13 protein-coding genes and 2 pseudogenes are annotated in these 18486 nt (G+C 31.1%); 10 read left to right on the top strand and 5 right to left on the bottom strand.

Annotated elements, in window-relative coordinates; translation table 11 throughout:
• Positions 1-2194, top strand: a pseudogene (feoB, locus tag C7447_RS06760) (ferrous iron transport protein B).
• A 159-nt stretch (positions 2195-2353) separates the two neighbouring features.
• Entirely contained in the window at positions 2354-3301 is a 948-nt protein-coding gene (locus tag C7447_RS06755; protein WP_148869755.1) for a bifunctional helix-turn-helix transcriptional regulator/GNAT family N-acetyltransferase, read from the top strand.
• A gap of 570 nt (positions 3302-3871) precedes the next feature.
• On the opposite strand, the gene C7447_RS06750 is transcribed toward C7447_RS06755, so the two are convergent.
• Positions 3872-4771, bottom strand: coding sequence for an EamA family transporter (locus tag C7447_RS06750; protein WP_148869754.1), 900 nt, complete (start codon positions 4769-4771; stop codon positions 3872-3874).
• A gap of 334 nt (positions 4772-5105) precedes the next feature.
• Between C7447_RS06750 and C7447_RS06745 the strand changes: the two genes are divergently transcribed.
• From C7447_RS06745 to C7447_RS06720, 6 genes are all read left to right on the top strand, one after another.
• Positions 5106-5684: a TetR/AcrR family transcriptional regulator gene (locus tag C7447_RS06745; protein ID WP_148869753.1), complete on the top strand. Its 579-nt coding sequence runs from the start codon at positions 5106-5108 to the stop codon at positions 5682-5684.
• Between the two features lie 209 nt (positions 5685-5893).
• Positions 5894-7024 (top strand): efflux RND transporter periplasmic adaptor subunit, encoded by a 1131-nt coding sequence (locus tag C7447_RS06740; RefSeq protein WP_148869752.1) that lies wholly within the window; start codon positions 5894-5896, stop codon positions 7022-7024.
• Between the two features lie 25 nt (positions 7025-7049).
• Positions 7050-10220: an efflux RND transporter permease subunit gene (locus C7447_RS06735; protein WP_148869751.1), complete on the top strand. Its 3171-nt coding sequence runs from the start codon at positions 7050-7052 to the stop codon at positions 10218-10220.
• Between the two features lie 33 nt (positions 10221-10253).
• Positions 10254-11657 (top strand): TolC family protein, encoded by a 1404-nt coding sequence (locus C7447_RS06730; protein ID WP_148869750.1) that lies wholly within the window; start codon positions 10254-10256, stop codon positions 11655-11657.
• A gap of 168 nt (positions 11658-11825) precedes the next feature.
• Positions 11826-12722 (top strand): lysophospholipid acyltransferase family protein, encoded by an 897-nt coding sequence (locus C7447_RS06725; protein ID WP_148869749.1) that lies wholly within the window; start codon positions 11826-11828, stop codon positions 12720-12722.
• Between the two features lie 144 nt (positions 12723-12866).
• Positions 12867-13883, top strand: a complete 1017-nt coding sequence (locus C7447_RS06720; RefSeq protein WP_148869748.1) for an LLM class flavin-dependent oxidoreductase — start codon at positions 12867-12869, stop codon at positions 13881-13883.
• Here the strand turns inward: C7447_RS06720 and C7447_RS14955 are convergent.
• The 4 genes and pseudogenes from C7447_RS14955 to C7447_RS06700 all read right to left on the bottom strand — a co-directional run.
• Positions 13878-14020 (bottom strand): annotated as a pseudogene (locus tag C7447_RS14955) (thiamine phosphate synthase); the annotation flags it as partial. The gene C7447_RS06720 and the pseudogene C7447_RS14955 sit on opposite strands and share 6 nt — an antisense overlap.
• Positions 14021-14040: 20 nt before the next feature.
• Entirely contained in the window at positions 14041-14685 is a 645-nt protein-coding gene (locus C7447_RS06710; RefSeq protein WP_246143033.1) for a DEAD/DEAH box helicase, read from the bottom strand.
• Positions 14686-14925: 240 nt separating this feature from the next.
• Complete coding sequence (locus C7447_RS06705) at positions 14926-15687, bottom strand: SDR family NAD(P)-dependent oxidoreductase (RefSeq protein WP_148869747.1); 762 nt, start codon at positions 15685-15687, stop codon at positions 14926-14928.
• 10 nt (positions 15688-15697) lie between these two features.
• Positions 15698-16144: a DUF2267 domain-containing protein gene (locus tag C7447_RS06700; RefSeq protein WP_148869746.1), complete on the bottom strand. Its 447-nt coding sequence runs from the start codon at positions 16142-16144 to the stop codon at positions 15698-15700.
• A gap of 530 nt (positions 16145-16674) precedes the next feature.
• Here C7447_RS06700 and C7447_RS06695 point away from each other — a divergent pair.
• The gene (locus C7447_RS06695; RefSeq protein ID WP_148869745.1) at positions 16675-17331 is read left to right on the top strand and encodes a hypothetical protein; all 657 of its coding nucleotides are present in this window, start codon (positions 16675-16677) and stop codon (positions 17329-17331) included.
• A gap of 415 nt (positions 17332-17746) precedes the next feature.
• The gene (locus tag C7447_RS06690; RefSeq protein ID WP_148869744.1) at positions 17747-18346 is read left to right on the top strand and encodes a DUF6642 family protein; all 600 of its coding nucleotides are present in this window, start codon (positions 17747-17749) and stop codon (positions 18344-18346) included.
• Positions 18347-18486 lie beyond the last annotated feature (140 nt).

Raw genomic sequence — 18486 nt, 5'->3', positions numbered from 1 at the left:
ATGGAAGTTAAACCTAAAAGTGCGTGTGAAACATGTCCGCAGTTTAATGCTGAAGGATTAAAGAAGTTAGGAGTTAATACTTCCGAATTTGACCATGTTATAGCATTAGCTGGTAATCCAAATACAGGAAAGAGTACCGTTTTTAATGCGTTAACAGGTTTACGTCAACATACTGGGAATTGGCCAGGTAAAACGGTAACTAGAGCCGAAGGTGCTTTTGAATATAATAAGGAGAAATATAAATTAGTCGATCTTCCAGGAACCTATTCTTTACTTTCTACCTCAGAAGACGAAGAAGTCGCAAGAAATTTTATTCTTTTCGGAAAACCTACAGTAACAGTTATTGTTGTAGATGCAAGTAGATTGGAAAGAAATCTAAATTTAGTATTGCAAATTTTAGAAATTACCGATAGAGCGGTTTTATGTTTAAATTTGATGGACGAAGCTGAGCGTAATCATATAGAAATCGATACACGTAGTTTAGCACGTGATTTAGGAATTCCTGTTGTGCCTACAAGTGCTAGGTATAACAGAGGAATTCCTGAACTAATACAAACCATTAGTGAAGTAGCTAAAGGAACGATTGTTTGTAAACCACATCGCATTAAAAATATTCCAAAAAATATTGAGAACGCAGTTCAAAAATTAAGCGAAGAAATTAAAAAAGAATATCCAGAGATTCCAAATAGCAGATGGATCGCTTTTAGATTGCTAGAAGGAGATGCACATATTATTGAATTGTTAAGAACGGGAGAATTTGTTTAACTATAAAAAGATGAAAAATAAAAATATAGAGCATATTATTTCACTTTCTAATGATCTTCGTTGGCAAATTGGAGATGAATTTCATGATAATTTAGCAGAGGGAATTTATGCCGATGCAGCTGAAATAGTAAAGGATGCTGTTCATAAAAAGGATCAAATAAACAAGCTAAGAATAGATGCCAGAATAGATAAAATTATTACTAGTAAGACTTGGGGATTTCCATTAATGTTTTTGATTTTAGCATTGGTTTTATGGTTAACCATTATTGGAGCTAATTATCCTTCTTCTATGTTAGCAGGATTGTTGTTAGACACCCTTCATCCCGCTTTAAAAGGATTAGCTTCCACAATAGGAATGCCTTGGTGGCTAGATGGTTTTTTAATTGATGGAGTCTATTTAGCTGTGGCTTGGGTAATAGCGGTAATGTTACCTCCCATGGCCATTTTCTTTCCTTTGTTTACGTTGTTGGAAGATTTTGGTTACCTACCAAGGGTCGCTTTTAATTTAGATCATTTATTTAAATTATCTGGGGCACATGGTAAACAAGCTTTAACCATGAGTATGGGGTTTGGTTGTAATGCCGCAGGTGTTGTAGCAACTCGTATAATCGATAGTCCAAGAGAACGTCTTATAGCTATTATTACTAATAATTTTTCTCTTTGTAACGGACGTTGGCCAACACAAATATTAATTGCGACCATTTTTATAGGGGCAGTTGTACCTACGGCTTTTTCAGGTATAGCATCTTTAGGTGCAGTTATCGGAATTGCTATTTTAGGTATCTTTTTTATGTTTTTAGTTTCTTGGGCATTGTCAAAAACTGTATTAAAAGGAGAAGTATCTACTTTTAATTTGGAATTGCCTCCATATCGACCACCAAGATTTTGGAAAACAATTTATACCTCGTTAATAGATAGAACCATTATTGTTTTATGGAGAGCGATTGTATTTGCAGCACCTGCAGGTGCAGTTATATGGTTAATCTCTAACGTATATTTAGGAGATCAAAGCATAGCTGCTTGGTTAATTCATTCATTAGATGGTTTTGGTTTTCTTTTAGGGCTTAATGGTGTAATTTTAGTGGCGTATATAGTTGCTATACCTGCCAATGAAATTGTTATACCAACCATTTTAATGTTAACTGTATTAGTTACTGGAATTGATGGGGGAGCAGGAGCAGGAGTAATGTTTGAATTAGATTCAGTAAGTGCAACAGGAGACGTTTTAAAAGCAGGAGGTTGGACTTTGTTAACGGCAGTTAATTTAATGTTATTTAGCCTGTTACATAATCCTTGTAGTACTACAATATATACCATTTATAAGGAAACTAAAAGTCTTAAATGGACAACTGTAGCCTCAATATTACCTGTTATTATGGGATTTGTGGTAACTTTTTTAGTGGCACAAATTTGGAGATTATTAATTTAATTTATTATATCTTTTAAACCTTAAATAATATTTTAAAACACCCTTCTTAAATTATAAAGGGTGTTTTTTGTATAAATTATTTCTTACTAAGATTTTATTTGTTCAAATATATTCTTTTTATATATTTGTGTAATCAGTTACGTAATTAATATTGTATTTATGTTTTACACTAAAATAGGTAAGCTCGCTTTAGGAAGCAGGTTAAGAATGTTAAGTGAACGAGTTACAGAGGATGCAAAAAACATCTATGATTTATATGATGTTGAACTAAAACCCAAATGGTTTCCTGTATTTTATTCATTGTCTCAAAATCAAGAAAAATCAATCACCGCTATAGCAGAAGAAATAGGACACTCCCATCCATCTGTAAGTAAAATTGTTAGTGAAATGTGTAAAGCAGGAATAACGAAGGAAAAGAAAGATAAAAAAGATGGAAGAAGGAATCTTATAGAGTTAACAAAAAAAGGAATGTTAATAGCTCATAAAATCGAAGATCAATATAAAGATGTTAATCACGCTATAGAATTAGCATTAGATCAAACACAACATAATCTTTGGAAAGCCATAGAAGAATTTGAGTTCCTTTTAGAGCAAAAATCATTATTTAGAAGAGTAAAAGAAGAAAAAAGTAAACGAGAAAGAGAAAAAGTTACAATTGTTGCTTATGACGCTAAATATCATAAAGCTTTTAAAGAATTAAATGAAGAATGGATTCGTACATATTTTAAAATAGAAGTAGCAGATAGTATGGCTTTAGATAATCCTAAAGAATATATTTTAGACAATGGAGGTCATATTTTTATAGCACTATATAACAATGAGCCTGTAGGAGCTTGTGCTTTACTTAAAAATAATACCATTATAAGTGATTTTGAATTGGCTAAAATGGCAGTCTCTCCTTCAGCTCAAGGATTAGGTATAGGATTGTTACTAGCTAATGCTGCTATTGATAAAGCAAGATTAGAAGGAGCGAAAGAAATTTATTTAGAAAGTAATACAGTTTTAGTACCTGCTATAAAATTATATCAAAAATTAGGGTTTCAAAAAGTTTCTGGATTCTCAACACCTTATGAAAGGTGTAATATACAAATGATTTTAAAGCTCTAAGAATATAAATTTATGAAGTTTTGTGGAACAAAAACCTACAATTAATCGTTAGTAATTCGCTTTTCATCGAAAGTTATTAAAAAGAACCCCTTAAATTTATAATTTTACATCAGTAAATGAAACATAAAGTAAATTTTGATTAAAATCCCTAAAAAGAAACATTTACTATAATTAGCTAAATTTCTATTAAAAATAGAAATGCCAAAGCACAAAAAATTTTAAACAACTATAAGTACTAAAGTTATTTAAGAAATCGTTAAGGACAAATTGTAAATGAAACATAAAGTAAATTTTTGCATAAGATCCCTAAAAAGAAACATCAACAATTACTGTCCGGTTTCTATTTAACAAGCATACAGCGTATACGTAAATCCCCAATAAAATTTTTGTGTGTGAGCAATCACCTTTTTGGTTTTAGCATAATTACGGATATAAATTTATATCTGTAATTATGCTAAATAGCAAAAAACACCACCTATTTTAGGTAACAGCCAACATAATTTACTATGTAAGTTGTTGCGGTGCTAAAAGAATTTTATTTATAATTTTGAGAAGGATGTTTAGTTTTTTTTACGAATATAAAATTAAGAACACACCACACATAATTCCTGCTAAAGGAACCAATTTTTTACGTTTGTTCTGTTCTTTAAAAATGATGCCACCAATAACTACGGCTATAATTATTTGACTACGTTTTATAGCAGAAAGAAGCATAATTAAAGCCTCAGGATCCTGTAATGCTTTAAAATAGAAATAATCGGCAATTTGCAATAAAATTCCCACTAAAGGAATTGACCATCTCCAAGTAAATGCCTTCCTTTTTTTAGCATAGGGAAACCAATTAATACTTAAAATTATCAGTAAAATAAGAATGGTATAAAAACAAAACCAAAATTGTAAGGTTTGTGGGTTTAACGAGAGTTTCTGAATTAAAAATTTATCGTATAAGCCACTAGAAGCACCTAAAAAAGTAGCCCCAATAATCGCAAATATCCATTTGTTTCGAGTAAAATGAATACCTTCTTTTTTTCCTATTCGAGAATACAGTAAAACTGAAAAAATAATTAAAAAAAAACCAAGCCATTGCCATAAATTTGGTTTTTCTTGGTAAATGGTGATTGCTCCAATGAAGGTAAAAAATGGACCTGCAGACCTTATTGGGGTAACAATTGTAATAGGCAAATGTTTTAATGCTTGATATGCCAATACCCAAGAAGAAGCCATAATAGCAGATTTTACCACAATAAAACCATGTGTTTTCCATGGAATATCATCAATATAAAACTGAATAGAAGTCATGTATTCCGGATAAAATACAGAACCAATATAAAAGGGGAGAAGCAATAAAAAACCTGCTGATATAGTACCCAAAAGTACTGGAAACACTTCATTTCCTTGTACAGCGTGTTTTTTACATAAATTGTGTAATCCTAAAAATAAAGCCGCTAAAAGTCCTAAATACATCCACATAATGCGCGCGAAGATAGTTTTTTAAACTCTGAAGGCTCTTTAAAAATTTTAATCATATGTAACTTTATATAATATAGAAGCTAATATAAAAATCTGTGATTCTTTTTTAATGAATAATTTAGCTCATCATATAAGATGATATTTTCTCATAAATTTCTTTATCAAAACTCTTTTTTGTTATTAAAATACTATTTTTTGATGATGTTAGAAGGGAAGCATATTATCTATTGTTATTATATAAATCATTATGTAAATAAAAATTAAAAAAAATATAAATATTTTGAAACAAGTGTTCCAGAATGTTTATATATTTGCATTGCGTTTTTAATTTCTTATGGCACGTAATATTGAATTTAACGAAATGGAAAGCATTGAGAAAGCTATGAATGTCTTTTGGGAGAAAGGTTATCATGCTACTTCAATGCAGGATTTGGTTGATGCCATGCAAATTAACAGAAGTAGTTTGTATAACACCATTGGAGGTAAGCACTGTTTATTTATAAAATGTGTTACCAGTTATGCTGAAAATGCAATTCAAGAATCGAGAGAGAAAGTAGCCAAAGAAAAATCTTCTTTACAAGCTCTTAAAAAAATTATTTATGATAAGGCAGCTTGGGTCGTAGATTGTGAAAAAGGATGCTTAGGCGTAAAAACTATTTTTGAAATTGCTCCAGAAGATGCAGAAGTGAGAAAAGTTCTAAGTAAAAATAATGAAATTTATATTGAGTTTTTAACTGAAGTCATTCAAAAAGCAATAGATGATGGTGAATTAGACACTACTGAAGATGCTTCATTAATGGCAGAATATATTTTAACCACTTTTACAGGGTGGAAACAAGCATACATTCTACATCGTGACCCAATAAAGATTAAAAAGATGTCGGAATATTTAATTAAACACATTACACGCTAGTTTTTTTTGCCAAAATTCTGGAACGTTTGTTTCAGTAAATAAAATTTGAAACACATACTATTTCATTAAAAATCAGAACAATATCTGGAATGATTGTTCCAGAATTAAATAATTAATTATTAACTTAAAATTACTAAAAACACGTATAATTCTGGAACAATCATTTCAGAATAAACAACAAAAATCAATTATAATAAATAAAATTCAAAATGAAAACAATTATTTCTCTAAGCATAATAGCTCTATTTTTAAGTGGATGTAGCAATAAAAATGAGGGCACGCCCACAAATTCACCCGTAACATTACCCGTTTTAAACATTGCCTATGAATCGGCAGCAACTGAAACAGAATTTCCTGTAGCTATACAGGGCAAGACAGATGTTGAAATAAGGTCTCAAGTTAATGGAACTTTAGATAAAATATATGTCGATGAAGGAGCTTATGTTTCTCAAGGTCAAACACTATTTAAAATTAATGATAATTCTTATCGCCAACAACTTAATAGTGCAAAGGCAAATTTAAACGCTGCAAAAGCTACTGTCATCAATGCTCAAATTGAGGTTGAAAAATTGACTCCACTTGTGTTGAACAAAGTTGTTTCTGATTTTCAATTAAAAACAGCGAAAGCAAATTTAGAAATTGCTAAAGCAACCGTAGCTCAAACACAAGCCGTTGTCGGCAACGCTCAAATTAATTTAGGGTACACTTTAATAAAAGCACCCGTTAGCGGTTATATTGCAAGAATACCAAGAAAACAAGGAAGTCTTATAAGTGCAACTGACCCAGAGGCATTAACAAAATTATCTAATACCAAGGAGGTGTATGCCTATTTCTCATTAGGAGAAAATGATTTTATTAATTTTAAAAGCCTATATAAAGGAAAAACCATCAATGATAAGCTAAAAAATATACCACCGGTAGCTTTAGTTCTTTCTGATAATTCAATCTATCCACAAACAGGAGAAATTGATATGGTTGATGGACAATTTGATAAAACTACTGGCTCAATTATTTTAAGAGCAAAATTTCCTAATCCAAATGGCTTGTTGCGTTCTGGGAATACTGGTAAAGTAAAAATCAGCATTCAACATGAAAATGCAATTGTAATTCCTCAAGCTGCTACAGTAGAAATTCAAGATAAACTTTACGTGTATACTGTAAACGAAAAGAATAGTGTTGCTAGGCAACCAATACTTATATCAGGAAAAAGTGGTACCAATTACTTAATAAAAGAAGGAATAAAAAAAGGTGATCGAATTGTCTTAAAAGGCTTTGAAAGTTTGCCTGATGGGGCTACAATTACCCCAGAAAATTCAAAAAAAGAAGTCGCTAAAATCTAATTCAACTATTTAACCAATACAAAAAATGTTACAAAAATTTATTGACAGGCCAGTACTGTCAACAGTTATAGCTATTCTTATAGTTATCCTTGGAGTGATAGGATTAAAAACACTCCCCTTACAACAATTTCCAGATATTGCACCGCCAGCAGTACAAGTTGTGGCCCTTTATCCAGGAGCCAATGCAGAAACAGTTTTGCGTTCAGTTGCACCTTCTTTAGAAGAAGCCATTAACGGTGTAGAAAACATGAGTTATATGAGTTCTACTGCCAGTAACGATGGTTCATTAGTAATTACTGTGAATTTTGAATTGGGTACAAATCCAGATCAAGCGGCAGTGAATGTACAAAACAGAGTTTCTCAAGCTACCAGTCAATTGCCTCCAGAAGTGGTTCAAGCAGGTATATCAACTACTAAAAAGCAAAATAGCCTTTTAATGGTGGTTGATTTATACACGGAAAATGAAGCACAATACGACCAAACCTTTTTAGCAAATTATTCGCAAATAAACATTATTCCAGACTTAAAAAGGATTCCTGGAGTAGGGCAAGCAGTAATTTTTGGAGGGAGTAAAGATTACTCAATGCGTGTATGGTTAAATCCATCAAAAATGGCTAGTTATAATCTAACTCCACAAGAAGTTATGGCTGCTATTCAAGACAAAAATCTTGAAGCTGCACCAGGAAGATTTGGAGAAAGCAGTAATGAAGCTTTTGAGTATGTAATTAAATATAAAGGGAAATTAAACAAACCAACGGAATATGAAAATATTATAATTCGATCGAATGCAGATGGATCTGTATTGCGATTAAAAGAAGTAGCACGAGTTGAATTAGGATCATATACTTACGGAAGTAATACGCGTATTGATGGAAAATCTGGATTAAATATTGCTATCTATCAATTGCCCGGATCAAACTCAAGTGATGTTCAAATTGCAATTAAAGCAATGATGGAAAAAGCATCTAAAGATTTCCCTAAAGATGTAAAACACTTAATTCTTTACAATACCAAAGACTCATTAGATCTATCAATAGCGCAAGTAAAATCAACTTTAATAGAAGCCTTTATTTTGGTTTTTATAGTGGTATTTTTATTTCTTCAAGATTTTAGAGCTACGTTAATTCCTGCAATTGCTGTTCCTGTTTCTATTTTGGGTACTTTCTTTTTTATGCAGATATTTGGTTTCTCTGTCAATCTATTAACGTTATTTGCTTTGGTGCTTGCTATCGGTATTGTTGTAGATGATGCTATCGTTGTCGTTGAAGCAGTTCATGAGAAAATGCATAGCAAAAAACTACCTGCAAAGGCTGCTACAACGTCTGCGATGAGTGAAATTACAGGTGCTATTATTTCGATTACCTTAGTTATGTCGGCTGTATTTCTTCCTGTAGGTTTTATGGAAGGTTCAACAGGTGTATTTTACAGACAATTTGCTTTTACCTTAGCCATTGCCATTGTAATTTCTGCTGTAAATGCTTTAACACTTAGTCCTGCTTTAGCCGCTTTATTTTTAAAAGATATTGATCATGATACCCATGGAAATGAGGGAACTCCTAAGAATTTTAGAGAAAAATTCTTTATTGGTTTTAACCGTGGGTTTGATAAACTGACTAATAAATATGTAAATAGTCTTCGTTTTTTAATTAAGTTTAAATGGCTCAGTCTTGGTGGATTAGCAATTGTAATTCTCGCTACTTTTCAAATGGTTAAAACTACATCGACTGGTTTTATCCCATCAGAAGATCAAGGTTTTATCGCCATTTCTATGTCTATGCCAGCGGGAACATCTTTAGAAAGAACCAAAACGGTAATGCTAGATGTAGAAAACACGTTGGGTGAGATGCAATCTAAAAAAACATTAAACATTCTTTCTGGATTTAACTTACTTACGCAATCTAGTAGCCCTTCTGCAGGCGTAATTTTCATTTTACTAAAACCTGCAAAAGAACGTGGAGATATTACCGATATTAATGATATTATGGGGGATGTTAGACAAAAATTAAGTGGTATAAAAGGTGCTAATTTCTTTGTGTTTACTTTTCCAACAGTTCCTGGTTTCAGTAATGTAGATGCTCTGGATATTGTTTTAAAAGATAAAACAGGACAAAGTATTAGCAAGTTTAGTGGTGTCAGCAATACATTTATTGGCGAATTAATGACACGTCCAGAAATTGCGTTTGCTTTTACAAGTTTTAAAGCAGATTACCCCCAACTTGAAATGGAAGTAGATGATGTAAAAGCAGAGCAACTAGGTGTAAATGTTAGAGATATATTACAAACCATACAAGCTTACTTTGGTAGTGCGCAAGCCTCTGATTTTAACCGATTTGGTAAGTATTACAGAGTGGTGGTTCAAGCAGATGTAGAAGCGAGAAATAATCCTGAGTCTTTAAGAAGTATTTATGTTAAGAATAGACAAGGGGAGATGGTTCCGGTTTCTACTTTGGTAAAACTAAAATCCGTTAATGGGCCTGAAACAGCTTCTAGATATAACCTATTTAATTCTATAGGAGTAAACGCCATTGCAGCTCCAGGATTTAGCACAGGTGCTGCCATAAAAGCAGTACAAGAAGTAGCTGACACTAAACTACCTAAAGGATATAGTATTGAATTTTCTGGACTTACTAAAGAAGAAATCACGTCGTCAGGGCAATCTGCTATCATCTTTGGATTAAGCCTGTTGTTTGTATTCTTTTTACTAGCAGCACAGTACGAAAGTTATATTCTTCCTGCAGCGGTAATATTATCAATTCCAACGGGAATTTTTGGAGTATTCCTTGCCATTGGCTTAACAGGAATAGAAAACAATATTTATGTTCAAGTAGCCTTAATCATGCTTATCGGATTATTAGCCAAAAATGCCATTCTTATTGTTGAATATGCGATTCAAAGAAGGCGAGCAGGTAAATCACTTTTAGCATCCTCATTAGAAGCTGCTAAACTGCGTTTACGACCAATTATTATGACCTCGTTTGCTTTCGTTGTAGGACTTATTCCAATGATGCGTGCTACAGGTCCATCAGCATTAGGAAATCATTCGATAAGTATTGGTGCAGCTGGCGGAATGGTATCTGGCGTTCTTTTAGGAATATTTATTATTCCAGTATTATTTATTGTATTTCAATATTTACAAGAAAAAGTTACAGGGAAACCTTTGGCGGTTATAAACAACGAAAAGCATTCAAAACAATAATCTGTATTCATAGAAATATTTAAAAATTATCTCATGATAAAAAATATAAAAAGGAGTGTTGTATTAGTATCTATTTTTACAGCCTTCACATCATTTTCTCAGGAAACTCCAAAAATTGGAGTTCCTGAAAATTTTAGAAATTCCACTTCAATAGGTACGACTAATACCGCTGATATTAAATGGAAAGATTTTTTTGCAGAATCGGATTTAGTAAAATTAATTGAGGGTGCATTAGTAAAAAACAATGATTTACAAATTGCTGATAAAAATATGGCTATTGCCAATTTACAATTTAAACAAACTAAATGGGGGAATGTTCCGGAACTCAATGCTTTTGCAACAGCTTCCTCTAATAGATTATCAGATAATAGTTTAAATGGAATAAGTACAAGTCAATTTCTTGGCAGAAAACATTTAGAAGATTATTCTGCAGGTATAAGTTTGTCGTGGGAAGCAGATATTTGGGGAAAGATAAAAAACAAGAAAAAAAGTGCATTAGCTGGTTATATGCAAACTACAGAAGCAAAAAAAGCATTACAAACAGCAGTAGTTGCTAATGTTTCGAAAGGTTTTTACGATTTATTAATGCTAGATGCACAATTAGAAATTGCAAAAAAGACTCTTATTTTGAATGATAGTACTCTCTTTATTGTAAATCTTCAATACGAAGCAGGACAAGTAAATTTATTTGCAAAACAACAAACAGAAGCACAACAATTAGTTGCAGCCCAACTTATTCCTCAATTAGAGCAGAATATACAAGTTCAAGAAAATGCATTAAGTGTTTTAACTGGTACTTTTCCAGAGGCTAAAGAAAGAGAAAGCAAACTGGAAACTATAATTGTAAAAGAGAATCTCTCTGCTGGAATTCCATCACAGCTATTGAGTAAACGACCAGATGTAAAAAGTGCAGAAATGGCTGTAAGAATGGCTAATGCAAGAGTAGGGGTAACCAAAGCAAGTTTGTATCCTTCTTTAAATATTACTGCTAGAACAGGTATAAATTCATTTGAAATAAACAACTGGTTTAATATTCCAGCTTCTTTATTTGGTTCCATCGCAGGAGGACTTACAGCACCGTTATTAAACAGTAAAAAATTAAAAACACAATATAAAATTACTAAAGTAGAAAGAGAGCAAGCCATATTGCAATTTAAACAAACTGTTTTAGTTGCTGTAGGAGAAGTTTCAAACGCATTGACTAAAATAGAAAAACAAGAAGCACAATTTGAGATTGCAAAGCATCGAGTAACAACACTTCAAAAAGCAATTATAAATGTGAATATGCTTTTTAAAAATGGTATGGCAACATATCTGGAAGTTATTATAGCTCAAGGAAATCTTTTACAAGCTGAGTTAGAATTAGCTTCTATAAAAAAAGAGCGATTATCTTCTAATGTTGAATTGTACCGCGCTTTAGGAGGTGGATGGGAGTAATAAAACTGATGTAGTATTAAAATGAATACTACATCTATATTAGATCCTATAAATACTATTTATATGATGTTGCATAATTTTGTAACATCATATAAATTTAAAAAACTAAAAATGAGAAATATTTTTTTTTAGTCCGTTTAAAATGGACGACTTCAAAAAAACAAAAGAATGATTACCTTTCTATTATACCCAATTTCACTAATTCCGTTAAGAGTTTTATATCTCTTTTCTGATGGATGTGCCTACTTATTGTATTACATTTTTAAATACCGTCGTAAAGTTGTGCACCAAAACATTACCAAATCGTTTCATTCTCTTGCCGAGAAAGAAAGAGCCATTATTGAAAAAAAATTCTACAAGAATTTTTGTGATAATTTCATTGAAACCTTAAAATTATTATCTATATCAGAAAAAAAATTACACTCTCATATAACAGCAGATTATTCTGAACTAGAGAAAATACTTGCAAACAATCAAAATTGTCATATATACTTAGGACATCAATTTAATTGGGAATGGGCAAATGCACATATTGCATCGGCATTTAAAAAAACAAATATTGTAGTAACATACAAACCTTTAAGTAGTACTAGATTTAATAATTTAATGTTAAAAATAAGAAGTCGTTTTGGTTCAAAAATGATTTCTTCCAAGATTATGAAAAGGGAAATGGAAGTATTTTCAGAAAAGCAACATGTTTTAATATTGGTCGCTGATCAAAGTCCAAATGTGCCTAAAAGAAGTTTCTGGACATCCTTTTTATCACAACCAACGGCTTTTATTAGTGGTACAGAATTATATACAGCTTCTCATAAAACACCAACTCTTTTCGCAGAAATAATCCGAGAAAAAAGAGGTCATTATAAATTTGTTTTAACACCTATTTTTGATTTTTCAGAACAGTATACTACTGGAATAATAACAACTAAATTCACTAAAAAACTTGAAAAAACAATTAAAGCTCATCCAGAAAATTACCTCTGGAGTCATAAACGTTGGAAACATACATATAAAAGTGAGTACAATAAACGATGGATTCATAAACCTGTTGAGTTACAATTATAAAAACCAATCTGCTTCAATAAAAAAGACCATTAACCACTACTATTAAATAGTATCTTTATCAAAAACCAAGAGAAAAAGAGCTTATAAGCTTACTAATTCTCTTCTTTTTTTAGACACAAATTTTACCTTTGACTATATTCATTTATGAAAACTCAACATACATCTTATTCTATCTTAGACCTTGCTTTAGTTTCTGAAGGTCATACACTGAAACAAACTTTTAATAATGCTTTAGAATTGGCACAACAAGCAGAAGCATTTGGTTACACCCGATATTGGTTAGCAGAACACCATAATGCGCCTAATATTGGGAGTAGTGCCACCTCGGTATTAATTGGCTATGTTGCCGAAGGTACAAACACGCTTCGCATCGGTTCTGGTGGTATTATGCTACCCAATCACTCGCCATTAATTATTGCGGAACAATTTGGTACTTTAGCCTCTTTATATCCTAACCGAATTGATTTAGGCTTGGGTAGAGCTCCTGGAACAGACAGAGAAACCGCACAAGCCATTCGTTCTGATTTTATGCAAGCCGCACATTCTTTTCCTAATGAATTAGAAAAGATAGAAAAATACTTTTCTACAGACAATGCAAATGCTAAAATACGTGCTACAGTAGCAGAAGGAGTAGAAGTACCCATCTATATTTTGGGTTCTAGTACAGATAGTGCCCACTTGGCTGCAAAAAAAGGGTTGCCTTATGCATTTGCTAGCCATTTTGCGACAACTCATTTAGGGGAGGCGTTGGAAATATACCGTAAAGAGTTTCAACCATCAACAAACTTAAAAAAACCGTATGTAATGGCTGGAGTAAATATTATTGTTGCCGATACAGACCAAGAAGCCGAACGTTTGTTTACTTCTCTAATTCGTATGATTGTCGGTATATTTACTGGTAAACGAGATTATGTACAACCGCCAACAACCATGGACGACGAGTTTAAAGAAATTCTAAATCACCCTCATGTGCACCAAATGCTAAAGTATTCTTTTATAGGTAGCAAGGCCACTGTTAAGGCTCAGGTAAAAGAGTTTATAGAACAAACTAAGGCTGATGAACTTATTGCTGTTACTAATATTTATGATATCAAAGATAGGATACGATCTTATGAATTATTTGCGGAGATTATGAAAGAATTGAATAATAAAAGCAGCTAACTTCAAAAGTTCTTTTTCTGAAATATTTTTAAACGTAATTGCACTAATTCTGCACCAGATGTACATGCTTTTTAAATGTTTTCTAAAACCTCTTTCGGAGAATTTCCTTCAGATATATAATGTAGTTTAGGTATCATTATGTCTTCGTATAAGATGCTTAAATAGCAACTATTTTAGCATATTCCATAAAATAGGACTCCAAACGTTTTAAAACTGGATGCATTTTTTCTGAGTATAAAACAAACTGACATTTATGAATACTTTGGGTAATAGAAATTACATCAGCAGAAGCATTACTTTTAACTAAAAAATCTGCATCATCTATACAAAATAGCTTTACTTGCATGGTATTTATACCTTCTAATAAAAGTAATTTATTCATTGTTTTAGGGGTAGAAATAAGAATGTCTATACCTTCAAAAATTTCTGACTTTAACAAATCTATATGAAATTTTTCACCTGCAGTATAAAGGCGTAAAGATGTAGGTTTTGTATATGTTAAAAAGGCATTATATAATTCTAAGGCTTTTTCATCATTTTCTACTAAAATAATAGCTCTTGGTGTACTTCCAACTGCTTCACATTTTAATTTATGTAACGTTGTAAGTATTAAAGTGGTTGTTTTTCCGCTATTTTTTGGAGCCGTACAAAAGATATTGGCACCACTTTTTATTGCCGGAATACTCTTACATTGAAAAGGAGTGGGTATTGTTATTTCTAGATGCTCGAGCATCTCTTTTATATTAGAATCTAATTTTTTAAAGGGCATAGAAAAATAAAAGGTAATTGTTTTGTTTCTCATTATAATAATTAAGGCAAATATACTACCTGCTAACGAAATAAATGAGAGAAGTTCCTTTTTCTATAATATGTAAAGAAATTACACGTTTTATAGCGGTAATTATGCATAATATTTTAATAAATACAAACGTTTAATAAGATAAGAAGGCCTGCTTAATTGTATATTCAAATATTATTTACACAAGAATAAAATAAATTCAAAGTGATAAATAAATTATTTTTTTTATTGATAATCATAGGATTAATTAATAATCATTCCTCCATCTATTATTTGTTTAGTACCTGTAATATAGTTGCTAGAATCTGAAGCTAAAAATAAAGCTAGTAACGCTACTTCGTCAGCTTCGGCATACCTTTTAAAAGGAATATTAGACTCAAAACCTTTCTTTGCTTCAACAGGATTATTAGGGTCTATTTGTTGCTCTAAAGAGCGCATCATTGAAGTGTTTACTGGTCCAGGATGAATTGAATTGACTCGTATTTTTCGATCAGCAAATTCTAAGGCAGCTGTTCGCATAATACCAATAACAGCATGTTTGCTAGCTACATAAGCTCCCATGCCTTTAAACCCTTTTAAACCAGCAACCGAAGAAGTAATCATTACGCTACCACCATTAGACATTTTAGGAATTATATATTTACAACCTAGCCAAACTCCTTTTAAGTTTATAGAAATTACTTTATCAAAATCTTCTTCAGGATATTCGGTTATGGGTTTTACGAGGCCCTCAATACCCGCATTGTTAAAAAACACATCTATTTTTTTAAAAACAGCTAGTGTTGCATCTCTATATTTTATAGTATCATTTGCTTTCGAAACATCGGCAACAGTATATGCAACATCTTTACTATTTAAATGCTTTACAGTATCTTTTAACGTAGCTTCTGTTCTACCTACAAGCATTACTTTTGCTCCTTCGGCTAAAAACAATTTAGCTGTGGCACTACCAATACCACTAGATCCACCAGTAATGATTACAACTTTATTTTTTAAACGATGCATATTTTTAGTTTTAAAACATAATGTTATTATATATTATTCCCTTTAAATCTTTGGGTAATTCCGATCTAATATCTTCTAATTCTCCTAATGAAATATATTTGCGTAATAAAATGAACGTAATATCAATATATTTTTCAGCAATCTCATCAGATTCAAAATCATGAATAGATGTATTTCCATTAAATTCCCTTACCAGATCAATAAATTCAGTCATATTTTTAACTTTAGGTTTTTTACGAGACGACCATCCATTTACATATACAGCTTTTAAAAACATCGGAAATTGAGCAATTAACTGTAATGACTCTTCTGTAGAGATAATTTCGCGCAATCCGTGTAAAATAGAGGATAATATTCGTCCTGCTTTTTCTGTATCGTCTCCTAAGTTTAACTCTTTCGTATATTCTTTCATAAACGAATTAGCTTCAGCTGCAAATCGATTGAAATTTAGTGCCATATCTTTTTTTTGATTGGCTCTAAAATTATTAAACAGAATGAAACTATAAAATGATATAAATCAGGTATAACTATCTAATAATGAGTATTGTAAACTCAATATTGCAAAAGAAATGTAATATCTACAGAGTTTATTCAAAATAAATCTTCTTCAAAACTTCTTTTAACGATGTTAATTAAATAGAAGAATTCTAAATCTAAGATTCTTTTATTAAAAATATTTTTCATACTTTTAATACTCACTAAATCAAATTATTATGATAAACAACATTTCAAATTTAGGTAAAGTTTTGAATAAATCGGAACAGCAATCAATTAATGGAGGGGCAGCTACTTGTACACTTCAATGTACATGGCGTCTTGATTTGATACGATGTCGATGCATCTCCTATAACGATAATTAAATAAAAGCGGGCTTGTCCCGCTTTTATTTTCTTCAAACTATAGCACTTATCAAAAAAAATAAAAAGGTAGGAGTTTTTGATTATAACTTGTTATATATATGTATACAACTCTAAAAACCAATTTATTATGAAAAAAGTACTATTTATTTTAGTAGCATTGCTAATGTTTAATTGCACTAAAGAAGATGAGACAGAGCTTACAGTATTTAATCCTGAACTTTCAGTATTACAAAACTTAGAAAATGGTGTTGCTGTTTTAGAAATTAAAGAACTACTTGGAGCCCAAGCATTATTTGGTATTGAATATGGTGGCGGTTTTATATTTTATGTAGACGAAACTGATGGAACTTTATTGGTTGCTACAGATTATACTGCTATAGGTGCTACTTCTTGGGGAGATCATTTTGATTTAACTAATAGTGCTTTAATTGGAGCTGGGCTAGAAAACACACAACAGATAGTTGATGGAAACCTTAATGACAATAGCTCGGTAACCAATGGATTTGAATTTGGAAGTAATGATTATGTTTTTAAGATCGTCTTAGATTTAGAATATAAAAATTATAATGATTGGTTTGTTCCAAGCAGTGGTGCTATGAAAGCTATTTTTGATAATGTTCACTCACAAGGTTTAGGTAATTTTGATGAAACCATTTTTTATTGGACATCTACAAAAGAAGGCTATCAACCTTATGTAATGAGTTTTAATTCAAATTTCGGCGGAGAAACCTTTTTAGGATCTTGTTTTGATTCTAACGGAGTATTAATTGTTAGAAAATTTTAATTAAAAAGCTTATTAGCAAAAAAACAAGTTTAAAAGTACGGAAAGGTTATCTTATTTATAGGATAGCCTTTTATTTTTGTAAATTAATGCTGCAATTTATAGTATTCTTTTAAAAAAATAACTCTTTAAAGACCCCTTAAAACATAATTTCTTTTATTTTTTCTTCTCAGAAGCTTCTTAAAAAATCTAGTGAAATACGCTTTACCTGAAATGAAGATAGGAGTGAAGTGGTAATGTGTATAGAATGGATAATTATATTCTAGTTAAATAAAGTTTTTTTATTAAATCAAATACTATGTAGCTATTTAAACTTTAAAAATTATTTATAATTTCCATGTATTTAATATGAATTCGCTGAAAGAATAAAAGAGTTATATTATTTTTGTGTTTTAAATACTTTCATAAAGCCGGAAATTTGTTAAAGAAAAAACAGCAATTACCCCAAGAACAATTTATAGATACAGATTATTTTATTTACTGTTTAGAAGCGGTTCATGATATAGAAACGGACAAGATTACCGAAGCACAAAAAAAAATAGAACAATTAACCATGCAGTATGGCGTAGCTAGTATCTATAAAACGTGCGACACCATTGAAGGTTTAGAAGCTAGCTTAAATGCATTGGTTTTAGATGATCATAATTTTAAAGACTATGAAATAATCTACTTGGTTATAAAAGGTGAAGCAAATAGTATTTGTTTAAATGACTATTACTATAGTCTACAAGAAATTGCAGAAATTTTTGAAGGAAGATTAAAAGGAAAGATTTTACATTTTTCAAATGCAAAAGTTCTAGATTTAAACGAAGAAGAAGCACAATATTTTTTGGATGTTACTGGCGCAAAAGGTGTTTCTGGGTACGGTAATGAATTTAATGGAATAACTAGCTCAAATCTTGATAAAGCATTCTTTAACTTATTTAAAAAAAATGAGAATATGTTAGATGTTGTAGAAGAGCTACATAAAAGACATTACCAAGTCTGTAAACTACTTGATTTTAGATTGTATTATTAACTAAAATCGTATAATTTAAACATGTAAAATAGCGTTGAAATACGCTATTTATTATTTAGATACAGACTCTTAAGCATTGACTAACATGAAATTAAGAAAAAGTATGAATTGTGAAAAGAATTTATAACGATAGATTTTTC

Origin of the sequence: Tenacibaculum adriaticum (genome assembly GCF_008124875.1) — a bacterium.
GTDB classification, from domain to species: Bacteria; Bacteroidota; Bacteroidia; order Flavobacteriales; family Flavobacteriaceae; genus Polaribacter; species Polaribacter adriaticus.
Note: the sequence above shows the minus strand (reverse complement) of the source record. Positions and strands in the feature narration are given on the sequence as shown.